The sequence below is a fragment of the Trujillonella humicola genome, assembly GCF_046233715.1.
GTDB classification, from domain to species: domain Bacteria; phylum Actinomycetota; class Actinomycetes; order Mycobacteriales; family Geodermatophilaceae; genus Trujillonella; species Trujillonella humicola.
The window spans coordinates 120,502-135,580 of record NZ_JBJNRJ010000008.1; the positions used below are offsets into that span (position 1 = coordinate 120,502).

At 77.4% G+C, this 15,079-nt stretch carries 15 protein-coding genes and 1 rRNA gene; 3 read left to right on the forward strand and 13 right to left on the reverse strand.

Annotated elements, in window-relative coordinates:
• Nucleotides 1-26 precede the first annotated feature (26 nt).
• Genes ACK586_RS06900 through steA form a run of 3 tightly spaced genes read right to left on the reverse strand, consistent with a single transcriptional unit; the run spans nt 27 to nt 2,961 of the window.
• The gene (locus tag ACK586_RS06900) at nt 27-872 is read right to left on the reverse strand and encodes a hypothetical protein (RefSeq protein WP_409329721.1); all 846 of its coding nucleotides are present in this window, start codon (nt 870-872) and stop codon (nt 27-29) included.
• Nucleotides 869-1,819: a copper transporter gene (locus tag ACK586_RS06905; protein ID WP_409329722.1), complete on the reverse strand. Its 951-nt coding sequence runs from the start codon at nt 1,817-1,819 to the stop codon at nt 869-871. Before ACK586_RS06905 ends, ACK586_RS06900 begins: the two co-directional genes overlap by 4 nt.
• Complete coding sequence (steA, locus tag ACK586_RS06910; protein WP_409329723.1) at nt 1,816-2,961, reverse strand: putative cytokinetic ring protein SteA; 1,146 nt, start codon at nt 2,959-2,961, stop codon at nt 1,816-1,818. The genes ACK586_RS06905 and steA overlap by 4 nt, the downstream gene beginning before the upstream one ends.
• Before the next feature lie 207 nt (nt 2,962-3,168).
• Here steA and ACK586_RS06915 point away from each other — a divergent pair, with 207 nt between their 5' ends.
• Complete coding sequence (locus ACK586_RS06915) at nt 3,169-4,029, forward strand: TetR/AcrR family transcriptional regulator (protein WP_409329724.1); 861 nt, start codon at nt 3,169-3,171, stop codon at nt 4,027-4,029.
• Nucleotides 4,030-4,059: 30 nt separating this feature from the next.
• Here ACK586_RS06915 and ACK586_RS06920 read toward each other — a convergent pair whose 3' ends face one another.
• The 5 genes from ACK586_RS06920 to ACK586_RS06940 all read right to left on the reverse strand — a co-directional run bounded on the left by ACK586_RS06920 (nt 4,060) and on the right by ACK586_RS06940 (nt 8,951).
• Nucleotides 4,060-4,776 carry a class I SAM-dependent methyltransferase gene (locus ACK586_RS06920; RefSeq protein WP_409329725.1) on the reverse strand — a complete coding sequence of 239 codons (717 nt, stop codon included), beginning with the start codon at nt 4,774-4,776 and terminating at the stop codon, nt 4,060-4,062.
• A gap of 133 nt (nt 4,777-4,909) precedes the next feature.
• Nucleotides 4,910-6,736, reverse strand: a complete 1,827-nt coding sequence (gene recN, locus ACK586_RS06925; protein ID WP_409329726.1) for a DNA repair protein RecN — start codon at nt 6,734-6,736, stop codon at nt 4,910-4,912.
• The gene (locus ACK586_RS06930; RefSeq protein WP_409329727.1) at nt 6,714-7,745 is read right to left on the reverse strand and encodes an NAD kinase; all 1,032 of its coding nucleotides are present in this window, start codon (nt 7,743-7,745) and stop codon (nt 6,714-6,716) included. The genes recN and ACK586_RS06930 overlap by 23 nt, the downstream gene beginning before the upstream one ends.
• 133 nt (nt 7,746-7,878) lie before the next feature.
• Complete coding sequence (locus ACK586_RS06935) at nt 7,879-8,676, reverse strand: TlyA family RNA methyltransferase (RefSeq protein WP_409329728.1); 798 nt, start codon at nt 8,674-8,676, stop codon at nt 7,879-7,881.
• The gene (locus ACK586_RS06940) at nt 8,676-8,951 is read right to left on the reverse strand and encodes a hypothetical protein (protein ID WP_409329729.1); all 276 of its coding nucleotides are present in this window, start codon (nt 8,949-8,951) and stop codon (nt 8,676-8,678) included. The genes ACK586_RS06935 and ACK586_RS06940 overlap by 1 nt, the downstream gene beginning before the upstream one ends.
• A gap of 162 nt (nt 8,952-9,113) precedes the next feature.
• Between ACK586_RS06940 and ACK586_RS06945 the strand changes: the two genes are divergently transcribed.
• Nucleotides 9,114-9,452 (forward strand): alkyl sulfatase C-terminal domain-containing protein, encoded by a 339-nt coding sequence (locus ACK586_RS06945; protein ID WP_409329730.1) that lies wholly within the window; start codon nt 9,114-9,116, stop codon nt 9,450-9,452.
• Between the two features lie 79 nt (nt 9,453-9,531).
• Here the strand turns inward: ACK586_RS06945 and ACK586_RS06950 are convergent, their stop codons facing one another.
• A complete protein-coding gene (locus ACK586_RS06950; RefSeq protein WP_409329731.1) occupies nt 9,532-10,620 on the reverse strand; it encodes an HAD-IIA family hydrolase in 1,089 nt (362 codons plus the stop codon).
• Entirely contained in the window at nt 10,617-11,006 is a 390-nt protein-coding gene (locus tag ACK586_RS06955) for a tetratricopeptide repeat protein (protein ID WP_409329732.1), read from the reverse strand. The genes ACK586_RS06950 and ACK586_RS06955 overlap by 4 nt, the downstream gene beginning before the upstream one ends.
• Before the next feature lie 132 nt (nt 11,007-11,138).
• On the opposite strand from ACK586_RS06955, the gene ACK586_RS06960 reads away from it, so the two are divergent.
• Nucleotides 11,139-12,470 carry a DUF1015 family protein gene (locus ACK586_RS06960; RefSeq protein WP_409329736.1) on the forward strand — a complete coding sequence of 444 codons (1,332 nt, stop codon included), beginning with the start codon at nt 11,139-11,141 and terminating at the stop codon, nt 12,468-12,470.
• Between the two features lie 10 nt (nt 12,471-12,480).
• Here ACK586_RS06960 and ACK586_RS06965 read toward each other — a convergent pair whose 3' ends face one another.
• The 3 genes from ACK586_RS06965 to rrf all read right to left on the reverse strand — a co-directional run bounded on the left by ACK586_RS06965 (nt 12,481) and on the right by rrf (nt 14,936).
• Complete coding sequence (locus ACK586_RS06965) at nt 12,481-12,840, reverse strand: single-stranded DNA-binding protein (protein ID WP_409329733.1); 360 nt, start codon at nt 12,838-12,840, stop codon at nt 12,481-12,483.
• 106 nt (nt 12,841-12,946) lie between these two features.
• On the reverse strand, nt 12,947-13,861 hold the full coding sequence (locus ACK586_RS06970) for a tetratricopeptide repeat protein (protein ID WP_409329734.1): 915 nt from the start codon (nt 13,859-13,861) through the stop codon (nt 12,947-12,949).
• A 958-nt stretch (nt 13,862-14,819) separates the two neighbouring features.
• Nucleotides 14,820-14,936 (reverse strand): 5S ribosomal RNA (gene rrf / locus ACK586_RS06975).
• Between the last annotated feature and the right edge of the window lie 143 nt (nt 14,937-15,079).

Here is a 15,079-nt window from a genome sequence, read left to right on the forward strand (position 1 = left end):
GGTCTCGCGGGACCTCGCGGTCCCGGTCACGACGGGCGTCGGCCGAGCCGGTCCAGCTCCCGCAGGCCCGGGGTCGCCTCGATGACCCGGGTGAAGCTGACCTTCTCGCTGACCAGGGTGAGCGCGGCGACGACGCCGAGCAGCGCCGTCCGCGACCGGCGGGAGGGCAGAGCCGCCAGCCGCAGGCCGAGGAGCGCACCGACGGCGTTGGCGCCGCAGTCGCCGAGCATGACGCGCTCGCCGAGGTCGGCGGGCAGGACGGCGAGGGCGGCGCCCAGCGGCCCGGCGGACAGGCCGCCGCCCGGGCCCCGCAGCGTGCCGGCCGCCAGCGCCGCGGCGACCTTCCCGGCCCGGCCGGGACGCAGGTCGAGCAGGTTGAGCAGGTTGGCGGTGCCGGCGACCAGGCCGGTGGTGAGCACGACCTCTGCGGGCCCGGTGCCGGGCCGGCGGGTCAGCAGGGCCGCGGTGGCCGCGGCCGCGCCGATGCCGGCGACCTTGACCGCGCCGGCGGACAGCCGCCCGGCCCGGAGCGCACGCAGGTGCCCGGCGAAGCCCTTGTCCCGGGCCTGCTCGGGCCGCGCTCCGACGAGGTCGTCGTAGCCCCCCACGACGCCGGAGACGGTGCCCACGACGGCCGCGGCGGTGGCGGACCCCGCCGGCGCGCCCAGGACGGCGGTGGCGGTCGCGGCCGCGGCCAGCGCCGGACCGCCCAGCAGGGTGACCGGGCGGCCGGCGTAGTTGGTCCGGGCCCAGGCCGCGCCGGCAGGCCGGGCCGCGAGCGCGGACGCGCCGGCGAGGGCCGCACGGCCCGCCGCGGCGCCGGCGAGGGCCAGGAGCAGCCGGCGCGGGCCGCCGGCTCGCCGGGCGGTCACGGGGTCGCGGCGGGCACCGGCGGGACGGGCTGGGTGTCCTCCCCGGTGCCGTACTGGCCGGAGGTGCCCTCACCTTCGGCGCCGAGCGCGAGCACGCTGCTGATCTGCCCGGCCGCGGTGTCGACGTTGTCGACCGTCGACACCAGGCCGGCGGTCTCCGGGTCGGCGCGGATCGCACCGACCAGGCCGTTCTCCCCCGCCGCGTCGGCGTCGCCGGCCACGACCGTGCCGGAACCGGCCACGTCGAGGGCCCGCACCAGGTCGAGGAGGCCGTCCAGGCGCTCCTGCGCGTCGTCGCCGTCGAGCGTGCCCTCGGTCAGCACGAGGACGTGGTCGGCCGGCTGGACCGACGACGAGTCCACGGTCAGCACCTCCAGCGAGGCCAGCCCGGCCAGCACCTGGGACAGGGCGGCGGTGTCGGGCTCCGGGACCACGCCCTGCGGGGTGACCAGCACCTGGGCGAGGACCGCGGCCACCAGCTCGCCGGTGTCGTCGGTGGAGGGCAGGGTCACCCCGGTCGGCAGGCCCGGGCCGGTCACGTAGTTCTGCAGGGCGGCGTCGTTCTCCGGGTCGGTGTAGCCCCCGGTCAGCCGCACCGTGCCGGTCAGCGTGCCGCCCGCGTCGTCGATGAGGGCGGTGACGGCCTCCACGGTGTCCTCGGAGACGTCGTCGCCGTCCAGCAGCAGGACCACGCTGCGCTCGGTCAGGGTGTCGGCGACCAGCGCCGGGCCGACGGCCTGCTCGAACAGGTCGTCGGTGTCCAGCTGCGCCTGCAGCTGGCGGGTGGTGTCCTCCAGGTTGCGCTTGTCCTCCTGCAGGCCCGTCACCTGGGCCCGCAGGTCGTCGAGGACGGCCCCGTTGAGCGCCGTCGTCCCGATGACGATGCCGAGGGCGATCGCCAGGAACACCGCGACGAGGGAGACCAGGTGGTAGCGGAAGTCGATCACGAGAAGAGGTTCTCCAGCCAGAACAGGAAGCCGTTCCACTTGTCGACCAGCAGGTCGATGTAGATCTGCCCGGCGGTCGACGCCGCGAAGGCGGCCCCGATCGAGACCAGGGCGGCGAGGACCAGGACGACGAGGGTGAGGGTCGAGATGCGGCTGCGGTAGAGCCGGCTGACGCCCTTGGCGTCGACCAGCTTGCCGCCCAGGCGCAGCCGGGTGAGGAACGTCGAGGCCATCCCGCCGCGGCCCTTGTCGAGGAACTCGACGAGGGTGGCGTGCGTGCCGACGGCGACGATGAGGGAGGCGCCCTTCTCGTCGGCGAGCAGCATGGCGATGTCCTCGCTGGTGGCCGCGGCCGGGAAGGTGATCGCCTCGACGCCGAGATCCTGCACGCGGGCCAGGCCCGGCGCGCGCCCGTCGGCGTAGGCGTGCACGACGACCTCGGCGCCCGAGCGCAGCACGTCGTCGCTGACCGAGTCCATGTCGCCGATGATCATGTCCGGCGTGTGACCGGCCTCGATGAGCGCGTCGGCGCCGCCGTCGACGCCGATGAGCACCGGGCGGTAGTCGCGGATGTAGGACCGCAGCGCCTGCAGGTCCTCCTTGTAGTCGTACCCGCGGACGACGATGAGCACGTGCCGCCCGTCGATGCGGGTGCGCACGTCGGGCACGCCGACCCCGTCGAGCAGGAGCGCCCGCTCCCGCTTCATGTACTCCATCGTGTTGGCCGCGAAGGCCTCCAGCTGCGTCGACAGCCCGGCACGGGCCTCGGCCATCGCCTCGGCGATGGTGTCCGGCGTCTGGCGCACACCCCTCGCCACGGGCGTGCCGTCGGCGGCGTAGAGCGTGTCGCCGTCCAGCCGCACCTCGGCGCCCTCCTTGAGGGCGGCGAACACCTCCTTGCCGACGCCGTCGAGCAGCGGGATGCCGGCCTCGGAGATGATCCCCGGCCCGAGGTTCGGGTAGCGGCCGGAGCTGCTCGCCGCGGCGTTGACCACCGCGGCCACCTTGCAGGCGACCAGCGAGTCGGCGCTGACCCGGTCGATGTCGACGTGGTCGATCACCGCGATGTCCCCGGGACGCAGCCGCTTGGTGAGGTTCTTGGTGCGGCGGTCGAGCCGGGCGGTGCCGGGGACGCCTGACACCTGCTCCTGGCCCCGGCTCCGTCGCAAGGTGCCGATGCGCATGGGCTCGATGCTCCCACGCGGCCCGGGGACCACCGTCCTGCGACGCGCAAGCGTCATGGCCCCGTCACGGTGGGTGCTCGACACCGCGGTGGACGCGACACGCTGGCGCCGGTCGCGCCGGCCGCGCAGCCGGACCGGTCCGTCCGCCTGTCTAGCGTTGGTGGTGTGACTCACCGGGCGCCTGCAGCGATCCACCCCTCCGTCCCGGCCGACGACGACGTGGCCGGGACGACCGCCGGTCCGGTTCCCGGCACGCTGCCCGGCGCGCCGTCCCCGGAGCCCGCCGTCCCGGTGGAGGGCGCCGCGCCCCCCGCCGCACCCGGGGGTGAGGCGGGGCGCGCCCCGGAGGGGGACGACGTCCCGCTGCGCGGGCGGCGTGGGCGGCGCGCGCTGCGTGGGCCGGGGCTGCGCGAGCGGCGCCGTCAGCAGACCCGCGCGCGGATCGTCGACGCGGCCACCGAGCTCTTCGCCGAGCGCGGCTTCGACGCGGTGAGCGTGGTGGAGATCGCCCAGCGGGCCGGCGTGGTGGAGAAGACGGTGTTCAACCACTTCCCGGTCAAGGAGGGGCTGGTCTTCGAGGCCGACCCGCCGATGCGCGCCGCGCTGCTGGACGCGGTGCGCCGCCGGCCGGCCGGCGAGGCGGCGGCCACGGCCGCGGGCAGCTTCGTCGTCGCCGCGATGGCCGGCCTGGGCTCGGACGAGGCGGCCCGGGGCGTGGCCGCGATGGCCGCGGTGGTCCGCGGCAGCCGGACCCTCCAGGTGCGCGAGCGCGAGATCCTCGGGGAGCTGACCACGGCCCTGGCGGAGCTGATCGCCGAGGAGACCGGCGCGGAGGCCGGATCGCTGGAGCCGTGGCTGGCCGCCCACGCCGTCCTCGGCCTGTACGCGGGGCTGCTCGAGCTGGCCCGCGACCGGGTGCTGGCCGGGGTCACCGGTCCGGCGCTGTCGGCCGAGCTGCTGACCCGCGGCGGCCGCGGCCTGGGGCTGCTGCAGTTCGGCCTCGCCGGATACGCCAAGCGCCGGTGACCCGGCGGCGGCCGGCCGGGGGCCCGGCGGTCAGGCCGGCAGCTGGAGCGCCCGCCGCAGCTGGGCGGACCGGTCGCCGGGGATGGCGTCGTCCCGGGTGAACAGGGCGACGGCCACCATGTACTCGGCCTCGCCGGCCCAGCCGCGCCCCTCGGCGACGATCCGCCGGATGTGCTCGCCGACCTTGGGCTCGGCGCTGTAGGGCCCGAAGTCCAGGCCCATCGCGAGGAAGTTGACCACCCGGTAGCCGAGGTCGGCGGCGGTGCCGATGGTGGTCACCGGGTCGGAGTAGCTGGGAACGGCGACGACGACGTTGTCGTAGCCGGCCTTGAGCAGCGCCAGCGACAGGTCGTTGCCGTACATGCCGCCCCACAGCTCCGGCATCAGGATGTTCCGGTCGGGCGCGGGGATGTAGGGCGGGTTGGAGATGACCGTCCGCGCCGCCGGGGCCCCGGAGGAGTCGGCTCCGTCGAAGAAGTCGCCCAGCTCGACGGTGTAGCGGTCGGCGACGCCGCGCTCGGCGATGTTGGCCCGCGCCCGCTCGACCGACGGCGCGCTGATGTCGAAGCTGCGCACCCGCAGCCCCGGGAGGCCGGCCACCACGTCGGCGATCGCCGTGGCGTCGCCGGTGCCGAGCTCGACCACGCCGTCCCGCTCCCAGCCGAGCTGCTCGCGGTAGTGCTGGAGCAGCATGCACACGCTGAAGCCGTAGTGCGCCGACTCGTCGGCGGAGGAGAAGCAGCTCACCGCGCGACCCCGGCCGTCGTTCCGCCGGCGGGCTGGTGGTCGTCGTCGACCTCGTGTCGGTTGCGCACGACCCGGCCCTACCCCCGCGCGGTTGCGGTCACTCCTCCCCCGTCCGGGCCGGTGGCAGGAACTGTCAGCTCCGCGCCGCGGCGACGGCGAGCAGCTCGCGCGCGTGCGCCTGGCCGGTGTCGCTGTCGGCGAGCCCCGACAGCATCCGCGCGAGCTCGCGCACGCGGTCCTCGCCCTCGACCGCCCGGATGTCGGTGGCGGTGACCCCGGCACCGGTGTCGGGCGACTTGTCGACCACCAGGTGCGTGTCGGCGAAGGCGGCCACCTGCGCCAGGTGCGTGACGACGACGACCTGGTGGTCGCCGGCCAGCCGGGCCAGCCGGCGCCCGATCTCGCCCGCGGCCTGGCCGCCGACCCCGGCGTCCACCTCGTCGAAGACCATCACCGGAACGGGGTCGGCGCCGGCGAAGACCACCTCGATGGCCAGCATGACCCGCGAGAGCTCCCCACCGGAGGCGCCCTTGTGCACCGGCCGGGGCGGGGCACCGGGGTGGGCGGCCATGAGCAGCGCCACCTCGTCGATCCCCTCGGGACCCGGGTCGTCGGGGTGGCTGTCGATCGCGAAGGAGACCCGGGCGCTCTTCATCGCCAGCCCGGCGAGCTCGTCGCCCACCTCGGCGGCGAACCCGTCGGCCGCGGCCCGCCGGCCCTCCGACACCGCCGCCCCGAGGACGTCGACCTCGCCGCGGGCCGCGTCGCGCTCGGCGGTGAGGGCGTCGAGCGCCTCGTCGGAGACGTCGAGCTGGCCGAGGCGGCCGCGGGCGTCGTCGGCCCAGGCCAGCACCCCGGCGATCCCCTCGCCCGGGTCGGCGTACCTGCGGACGAGCCCGGTGAGGGCGGCCCGCCGGTCGAGCACCTCGGCCAGGCGTGCGGGGTCGGCGTCGAGGTCGGAGACGTAGCCGGACAGCTGCCCGGCGACGTCGGAGACGACGGCGACCGCGTCGGCGAGGTCCTGGGCCAGCAGCACCAGCGTGGGGTCGCCGGAACCGGCCAGTGCCCGCTCGGCGGTCGCCAGCGCCGCGGTGGCGTCCTGCGGGAGCTCGCCGCCGCCCGCCAGGTCGCCCGCCACGTCGCCGACCAGCGCCAGCCGGGCCTCGTCGGCCGCACCCCGCAGCGAGTCGGCGTCGCCGAGACGGCGGGCCAGGGCGTCGAGCTCGTCGTCCTCGCCCGGCTGCGGCGCGACCGCGTCGATCTCCCCGAGACCGTGCCGCAGCACGTCGGCCGCCTGGGCCAGCTCGCGGGCCTGCCCCCGGCGGCGTTCCAGATCGGCGCTCAGCTCCCGCCAGCGCGCGTGGGCGGTGCGGTAGCGGTCGAGCAGGGCGAGGTGGTCGGACCCGGCGTAGCGGTCGAGCGCCCGGCGCTGCTCGGCCGGGCGGGACAGCCGCAGCTGGTCGCTCTGCCCGTGCACCGCCAGCAGGCCCTCGGCCAGCTCGGCCACCACACCCACCGGGACGCTGCGGCCGCCCAGGTGCGCGCGTGACCGGCCCTCCGCGCTGACGGTGCGGGCCAGGATCAGGCTGCCGTCGTCGTCCGGATCGGCGCCGGCCTCGGCGGCCCGTTCCCACACCGGCGAGTCCGCGGGCAGCAGCAGCCGGCCTTCGACGCCTGCCCGGCCGTTGGCCCGGACGCGGCCGGGGTCGGCGCGGCCGCCGAAGAGCAGGGTGAGCCCGGTGACCACCATGGTCTTGCCGGCGCCGGTCTCCCCGGTGACCACGGTCAGCCCGGGGCCCAGCTCGAGGGTCACGTCGTCGATGGCGCCGAGCCCGCGGATGCGGAGCTCGGTGAGCCGGCCCGGCGCCGATCCGGTGGACGGCTCCGCCGCAGGCGCCGCCGACTCGGCTGCCGCCACGGCGGACCGGGCCCGGCGCTCACGCGTGCTCGTCCGCGGCACCGGTCACCTCCTGCCCGAACTCGGCTGCGACGACGTCGCGGGCCAGCACGTTGCGCACGGTGGGCGCCTCGTGGCCCGGACCGTGGGTGCGGGCCTCGCGGAACCCGCGGACGGGCAGGCCGAACTTGGCCACGAGGCGGTCTCCGAAGCTGGTCGCGTGGACGCGGGCGATGCGCACCGAGCGGGCGGCCCGGCGCACCTCGACGCGGCCGCCGTCGGGGACGTCGAGGGAGCGCCGTCCGTCGGCCGAGACCCGCGCGCGGTTGCCGTCGGGCGGGATGGCGACGGTCATCACCGAGTCGGGGCTGGTGACCAGCGGCCGGGCGAACAGCGCGTGGGCGTTGGTCGGCACGAGCAGCAGCGCCTCGACGTCGGGCCACACCACCGGTCCGCCGGCGGAGAACGCGTAGGCGGTCGACCCGGTCGGCGTCGCGAAGAGGACGCCGTCGCACCCGAAGCTGGTCAGCGGCCGGCCGTCGATGCCGATGACGACGTCCAGGACCCGGGACCGCTCGGCCTTCTCGACCGAGATCTCGTTGAGCGCCCAGGTGCCACCGACCACCGAGCCGGAGGCGTCGAGGACGTCGACCTCGATGGCCAGCCGCTTCTCGACCGAGTACTCGCAGCGCTCGATGGCGGCGAGGGTCTCCTCGACCGCCTCGGGCTCGGTCTCGGCGAGGAAGCCCACCCGGCCGAGGTTCACGCCCATCAGCGCGGCGTTGCTGTACCGGGCCAGCTCGGCGGCGCGCAGGAAGGTGCCGTCGCCGCCGAAGACCATGACGATCTCCGCGCCGCGCGCCGCCTCGGCGCCGGCGGGCACCACCTCGGCTCCGTCGATGGCCAGGTCCGGCGCCTCGTCGTCGAGCAGGCGGACGGTGATGCCCGCCCGCATGAGCCGGTCGGCCGCCTCCCGGGCCAGCTCCACGATGTCGCGCCGGCCGGTGTGCACCGCCAGGAGCACGTGCCGGGCGCCGCCGGAGCCCCATGCGGCCGCGATGCCGTCTGTCACGTCCCCTCCCGTTCCCCGTGTCGCCCCCCGTGTCGGCTCCCGCGCCGACGACTCTGCCCCGCGGGCGTCCTCGCCGCTGACCGGCGGCCGCTCCGGTACCTCACCGGCGCGTCACCCCGCGTCCCACCGTGTCTCACCGGGGCCCCTCCTCGACGGCACGGAGCACGTCGGCCTCCTGCGGCGGGCCGGCGTCACGGCGCAGGTGGAGGAAGAACTCCACGTTCCCCGCCGGCCCCGGCAGCGGGCTGGCGACGACGCCGGCCGTGCCCCAGCCGAGCGCGGCGGCGGCGGCCGCCACGTCGAGGACCGCCGACGCGCGGACGGCGGGGTCGCGCACCACCCCACCGGCGCCCAGCCGCTCGCGGCCGACCTCGAACTGCGGCTTGACCATCGGCAGCAGGTCGGCGTCCGCGGTCGCGCAGGCCGTGAGCGCCGGGAGCACCAGCCGCAGCGAGATGAAGGACAGGTCGGCGACCACCAGGGCGGCGGGCCCGCCGATCTGGTCCGGGGTGAGGCTGCGGACGTTGGTGCGCTCGTGCACGTGCACCCGCTCGTCGGTGCGCAGCGACCAGGCGAGCTCGCCGTAGCCGACGTCGACGGCGACGACCTCGGCCGCGCCGCGGCTGAGCAGCACCTCGGTGAAGCCACCGGTGGAGGCACCGGCGTCCATGGCCCGGCGGCCCTCGACCGGCACGGCGAAGGCGTCGAGGGCACCGAGGAGCTTGTGCGCGCCGCGGGAGACCCAGCGCGGCTCGTCGGGGTCGGTGCGGACGACGACCGGCGTCCCGGCCTCCACCCCGGTGGCCGGCTTGGTGGCGGCCCGCCCGGCGACGGCGACGCGGCCCTCGGCGATGAGGACGACGGCGTGCTCGCGCGACCGGGCCAGTCCCCGCCGCACGAGCTCGGCGTCGAGCCGGCTGCGGCGGGCCATCAGAGCTGTTCGATCGTGCGCAGCTCGCGCTCGAGCCGGGCGTGCTCGGCCTCGAAGACCTCGACGTGCCCGCCGACCGGCTGCCGGTCGAGGCCGGCGAAGCGGTCCGCCACCTCCCCGGGGGCGCTGCCCGCCGGCTGCGGCACGGCCTCGGGCAGGGCCTCCGCCGGCCGGCCGGCCGCGGGCCCGCCGGTCCGGGGGGGCGCCGGGACGGGGCGAGGGACCGCGCCCGGTGCCGGCCCGGGCACCGGGCGCGCACGGCTGGTCTCGGACATCGTGGCCGCCTCCCCGGGTGGTCGGGCCGGGCGGCGCGCACGGCCGCCAGGCGAGTGTGGTGGGCTCTTGTCCCGGTTGCGAGGTTACCGGCCGGGGACGACGGGGCCCGGCGCGCCGGCCGGCACCGCACCACCCGTACGACGACGAGGAGGTCCGCCCGCGTGGCGACGATCGAGCAGTGCATGACCGCGCTCCGGGGCGTGCTCGGCGACCTGGTGGCCAATCCCGCGGCGCAGGGACTCGACCGCTCCCTGTCGTGCAGGCTGCCCGACCTCGGCCAGGTGCTGCGCGGCCGCCTGGCGGGCGGCGCGGTGCGCGACCTGCGCGCCGAGGACGACGCCCCCGACGCCCCGAAGGCCGACATCCGGCTGACGATGACCAGCGACGACCTGGTCGCCCTCACCGACGGGCAGCTGCCGTTCGGCAAGGCGTGGGCCTCCGGGCGGGTGAAGCTCGAGGCCGGTCTGCGCGACATGCTCCGCCTGCGCTCGCTGCTCTGAGCCCTTCGCCGCGCGACCGCCGGCCGGCCCGTCCCGGGGGTCGCGGGGGTCGCGGGCCCTCGCCCGAGCCAGGCGCCGATCAGTCGCCGAGCAGTCCCCACCGGCGCAGCGCGTCGGCCGCCGGTCCGCCGTCCGGTGACACGACCGGCAGGCCGCCGTCCTGCGGCGACCCCGCCCAGTGCGCGACGCACAGCGCACGCAGCCCGTCGAGCCCGTCGTCGGCCGGACCCGCGGCCGGCTCCCCCGCTCCACCGCCGAGGACCAGCCCGGCCTCCACCGGACCGGCCCACCAGCGGCCGCAACGCCACCGCCCGGTGTCGGGGACGACGGCCGGGTGGGGGGCGAGTAGGCCGCCGCAGTCGTGGGCCAGGAGATCCGGGCGCTGCAGGGGACCGGCCGCGAGCAGGGTGGCCGGATCCGTGACGCCGGTGAGGACCAGCAGGCTGGCCGCGCCGGCGCGCCGGGCGCCCTCGATGTCGGTGTCGAGCCGGTCGCCGACCACCAGCGGCGTGTGCGCGCCCGTGCGGCGCACGCACTCGGCGTGCATCGCCGGGTCCGGCTTGCCGGTGACCAGCGGCGCCTGACCCGTCACGCCGGCCACGACGCCGACCATCGCCCCGTTGCCCGGCAGCGGACCGCGGGGCGAGGGGATCGTGGCATCGGTGTTGGTGGCGACGTGCCGCGCCCCGGCCCGGACGGCCACGACCGCCTCGGCCAGCTGCGCCCAGCCCACCTCGCGCCCGTAGCCCTGCACGACGGCGTCCGGGGTGTCCTCGGCGCGATCGACGACCGTGAGCCCGGCCGCCCGCAGCGCGGCCGCCACGCCGGGGCCCCCGACCGGCAGCACCCGGGCCCGGCCGCCCCACCGTTCGGCGACCACGGTGGCGGCCGCCTGCGAGCTGGTGATCACGTCGCCGGGAGCGGCCGGGACCCCCAGCTCGGTGAGGTGGGCGGCCACCTCCTCGGGGGTGCGTGCGGCGTTGTTGGTGACGTACCCCAGCCGCATGCCGGCCGCCCGGGCCGTGGCGAGCGCCGCCGGGACGCCGGGCACCGCGTCGGGGCCGACGTAGACGACCCCGTCGAGGTCGAGCAGCGCCACGTCGTGCACCGCGGTCGGCGCCGATGCGCTGCCGGCCGCGAGCGGGACGACGGCGGGCGAGCGGCTCACCGGGCGCCCCGCGCGCGCCGGGCCCGGACCCCGCGCAGTTCCCGGGCGTAGTGCTCCAGGTCGGGGCGCAGCGCCGCCGCCAGGGCGAGGTGCTCGGCGGCCAGGTCGAGGTCCCCCGCGCGGCTGGCGGCCAGGCCGAGACCGAACTGGGCGTAGTCGTCGGCCGGGTTCTCGGCGATCAGCCGGGTGAAGCTGCCGATGGCCTCCTGGTACCGCCCGGCGTCGTACTGGGCCCGGGCGAGCGCCTCGCGCAGGCTGCGCGACGCCGGCTCGGCCTCCGCCGCTCTCGTCAGGAGCGTCGCGGCGGCCGCCGGGTCACCCCCGGCCAGCAGTTGCAGGCCGCGCTGGTACCACTCGTAGACGCCGCCCTCCGGTGTCCCGGTCACCGTGCTCTCCCGTCCGGGCGGCTGCCGCCCACGACCGCCCGGTGCGACCGGCCGGGCGCCGGCACCGCCCGCCGCGGACCGCAGCGGGCCGCTCCTACGATTCCTGTCGTGCCCCCGACGCCGTCCGAGCCCGTGCCCGCCGGAGCGACGGGGCTGGACGTCCGGCCTTTCCGGGCGCTGACGTACCGGAGGCACGACCCCGGGCACCTGGCCCGGGTGAGTTCGCCAGCCTACGACCTGGTGACCAGCGGGGCGCGCGACCGGCTGGCCGCCGCGGACCCGCACAACGTGGTCCGGCTCATCCTCCCGGAGCTCTCGGGCGCCCCCGGCGCGGGCGACGCGGCGGCCGGTGCCCGATCGACTGCCGGACGGACGGCGGAGGACCGGGTCGCCCGCGTGGTGGCCCATGCCGCCCGGACGCTGCGGGAGTGGGAGTCCGGCGCCGTCCTGGAGCGGGACCCGGTGCCGGCGCTGTGGGTCTACGAGCTCCGGCCACCGCACGGTGCACCGGCGACGGTGGGCTGGCTCGGTGCCGTCGTCCTCCCGCCGCCCGGGTCGCGGGCGGTGCTCCCGCACGAGGACACCTTCCCGGCCGCGGTGGAGGGGCGGCGGGCGCTGCTCGCCGCGACCGAGACCGACCTGGAGCCGATCGTGCTCGCGCACGACGCGGACCCGCGGGTCGCCGCCCTGACCGACGCCGCGCGATCGGGTCCACCGGACCTGCGCCTGGTCGACGCCGACGGCGTCGAGCACCGGCTCTGGCGTGTGACGGATGCGGGGCTCCTGCGCGAGGTCCGCGCCGCCCTGGCCCGGACGGCTGCCGTGATCGCCGACGGCCACCACCGGTTCGCGGCGGCCTGCGCGCACGCGCGGGATGTCGGTGGGGAGAACGAGCAGGGGGCCGTGCTGGCGCTCGTGACGCCCATGGGCCCCGGTGGGCTGCGCGTGGAGCCGATCCACCGGGTGCTGCCCGGCCTGGACATCGACGACGCGGTCGCCGGCGCCGCACACGGCTTCCGGACGACCCGTCTCCACGTGCGCGACCGGGCAGAGCTCCTCGCCACAGCACGGCGCTGGCAGCAGGATCCCGCGCAGACGGGCTTCCTGCTCACCGACGGCTCCCGGCTGGTGCACCTGGACCGACCCGACGAGGCGGTCCGCGACGCCGTCCCGGCCGAGGCACCCCCCGCGTGGCGGCGGCTGGACGTCGTGCTCGCCCACGCCGGCCTCTTCGGCCGGCTCTGGGGGCGCGACGACGGGCCCGACGACGTCGTCGTCGCCCACGACCTCGACCAGGCGCTGCGTTCTGCGGCCGAGCGGTCCGGCGTCGCGATCCTGCTCCGGGCCCCCTCCCCCACCGATGTCGCCGAGGTCGCGCGCGCGGGTGCCCGGATGCCGCGCAAGTCCACCCTGTTCGTGCCCAAGCCGCGGACCGGCCTGGTGTTCCGCCCCCACTCGGACTGACACCGGGCGGTCACGCCGTGGCGGTGGCCGGGCCGCCCGACGAGCGCGTCACCTTGCGACCCCGGCGGCAGGCGACCTCGACCATCGAGGCGGTGCCGGCCGGCGTACGCCAGAACCGGCGCTGCAGCGCGCCCTCCACCTCCACCACGTCACCCGGTTCCCAGGCGGCCACCCGCCGCTGGAGCGCCCGGTCGAAGGTGACGCACAGGAGCACGTCGACGGTCTGCCCGCCTGGCCGTGGCTCCGGACGTCTGACCTTGATGCGGAACGACACCACGGTGTCGCCGCTGGGCAGTTCGCGGTGCTCGGCCGGGGCCGTCAGCCGTCCCCGCAGCACCACGTCGTTCCGGTCGATCACTGCGACGCTCATGGAGACAGCCTCCCGGCGTCCCACGCCGGTCGGCCGCCTCCGCACGGGCCTGTGGACGCCGCCGCCCGGTGTGGACGGTCGACGGCACGTCGTCGGTGGTCCGTGCTCAGCCGCCGGCAGGTGCCGCCGGTCCCTCGTCCCCGCCGGCCTGGGAGGCGTCCGCGCCGGTCTCGCCGAGCAGTTCGGCCACCTCGGCCTCGATGTCGGCGTCCGAGGTCCCGGGGAGGTCCAGCAGCCCGTCCCCCGGCTCCACGTCGCCCTGGTCGCCCGCGTCGCCCTCGCCGGCCGGCTCCTCGCCACCGGGACCGGGCAGCGGCCCGTCCAGCTCGCCGAACGCCACGTCGTCGTCCTCGGCCCGCGCTGCGGCGACCGCCTCCTGCCAGCGCCCGGCGTCTCCGTGCCCGGCTGCGGTCAGCAGGTCGGCGTAGGCAGCGGCCAGGCGCAGCGCGGTCTCGTCGCTCAGGTCGAGCGCCTCCGGCCGTGGCCGGCCACCGAAGGCCTCCTCGAGGACCAGCAGCGCCGCGGGCACCTCACCCAGGTCGGCGCGCGCCCCGGCCTCCACGAGCCGCAGCTCGACCGTCTCCTCCGCGGAGGCCCCAGCGCTCAGCGCCTCGCGCACCAGGCGCAACGCGACCTCCGGGCGGCCGAGGGCACGCTCGCAGTCCGCGAGGACCGCGCGGTACCCGTCGTCGCCGCTCATCCGGCGGTAGGCGCGCAGTTCCCGCGCGGCCTCTGCGTAGTCGCCGGCGTGGTAGGCCGCGACGCCCACCGCCTCCCGGACGGCCGCGATCCGGGACGCCCGGTCCCGCGCCGCGCGCGCGTGCTCGAGAGCCTCCTCCGGGTCTTCGTCGACCAGCGTCCCGGCGGCCACCAGGTGGCCGGCCACGCGCTGGGCGTTGCGGGGCTCGAGGCCGCGCAGCGCACCACGCACCGCGGCGTCCAGGTCCCGGGGGTCGGCCCACTCGGGGATCTCGGGGCCGCTCGGGACCGGAGGCGTGCGCTCGCCGCGCTCCGCGCGCACGGGGCGCCCCCGGCCCGCCGCGGGTCCGCGGTCGCGTCCGCCGGCGCCGCGCGGCCCGGACGGACGGCGGTCGCGCCACTCGCTGCCGCCGCCACTCCGCTCACCCGGGGGTCGGCGGTCCTGCCGGTCCCCGGAAGCGGCGCCCCGGTCTCCCGACGGCCGCCGGTCGCGCCACTCGCTGCCGCCGCCGTTCCGCTCCCCCCACGGGCGGCGGTCGCGCGGGTCGCGGTCGCCTCCTCCGGGCCCGTACCGGCGCGGACGGTCCTGGCCGGCCGCCGACCCGCCGGCACGGCCACCACGGTCGTCGGAGGGCCGTCGGCTGCGACCGCCACCGGCGCCCCGGGCACCGCCCGAGCCGGAGCCGCCCGGCCGACCGCGAGCACCGCTGCTCTCCCCCCGCCCCCAGGGCCGATCGCCGCCGCGGGCGGGACCGTCGTCCGGACGGGCCCGCCACTCCTGCCGACCGCCCCGGCCCGCCGAGCCGCTGTCGCCCGCGCGGTCCTGACCGGCCACCCGGCCGCGTCCGGCGCCCTCGCGCCGTCCGGGGGACGGAGTCCGGTCCCGCCAGTCCCGACGCTCGGCGTCCGGGCCGCCGACACCGCGGGAGCGGTCGTCCCGTGGGCCTCGAGCCTCCCCCTGCCGGCGCGCGTCCGCGGCACCGTGCCCGCGCCGGCCACCCGGGGGCGCCCCGCGGCCTCCCCCGGCCCGCCCGGCGCCGTCCCCGGCCGGCCGTTCGCCGCCACGACGCGCATCCCCGGCACGTCCTCTGCGCTCGGCCCGGCCCGGGTCGCCTCGTCGCTCGTCGCGCGGGTCCCCGTCACGTCGCGGTCCGGTCATGTGTCGTCTGTACCTCTTCGTCTCACTGCACGCTCGGCTGAGCGCAGGAATGGCCGGAACGGCGGACAACGCAGAAACGGGGGCCGGAGCGCGTGGCTCCGACCCCCGTTCTGGAATGGTTGTCCGGCGGTGTCCTACTCTCCCACCCCGTCTCCAGGGCAGTACCATCGGCGCTGAGAGGCTTAGCTTCCGGGTTCGGAATGGGACCGGGCGTTTCCCTCTCGCCATGACCGCCGTAACGCTGTGAACTTGTCGACCCACTCTCCACACACCCCGCGGTGGGTGTGTGGGGGGTCGTTCGTTCAGAGCTGCACAGTGGACGCGGAGAACTTCGACAGGTCACGGTGTTCGTGGTGTGAAGTGGGTTGTGTGGTCAAGCCC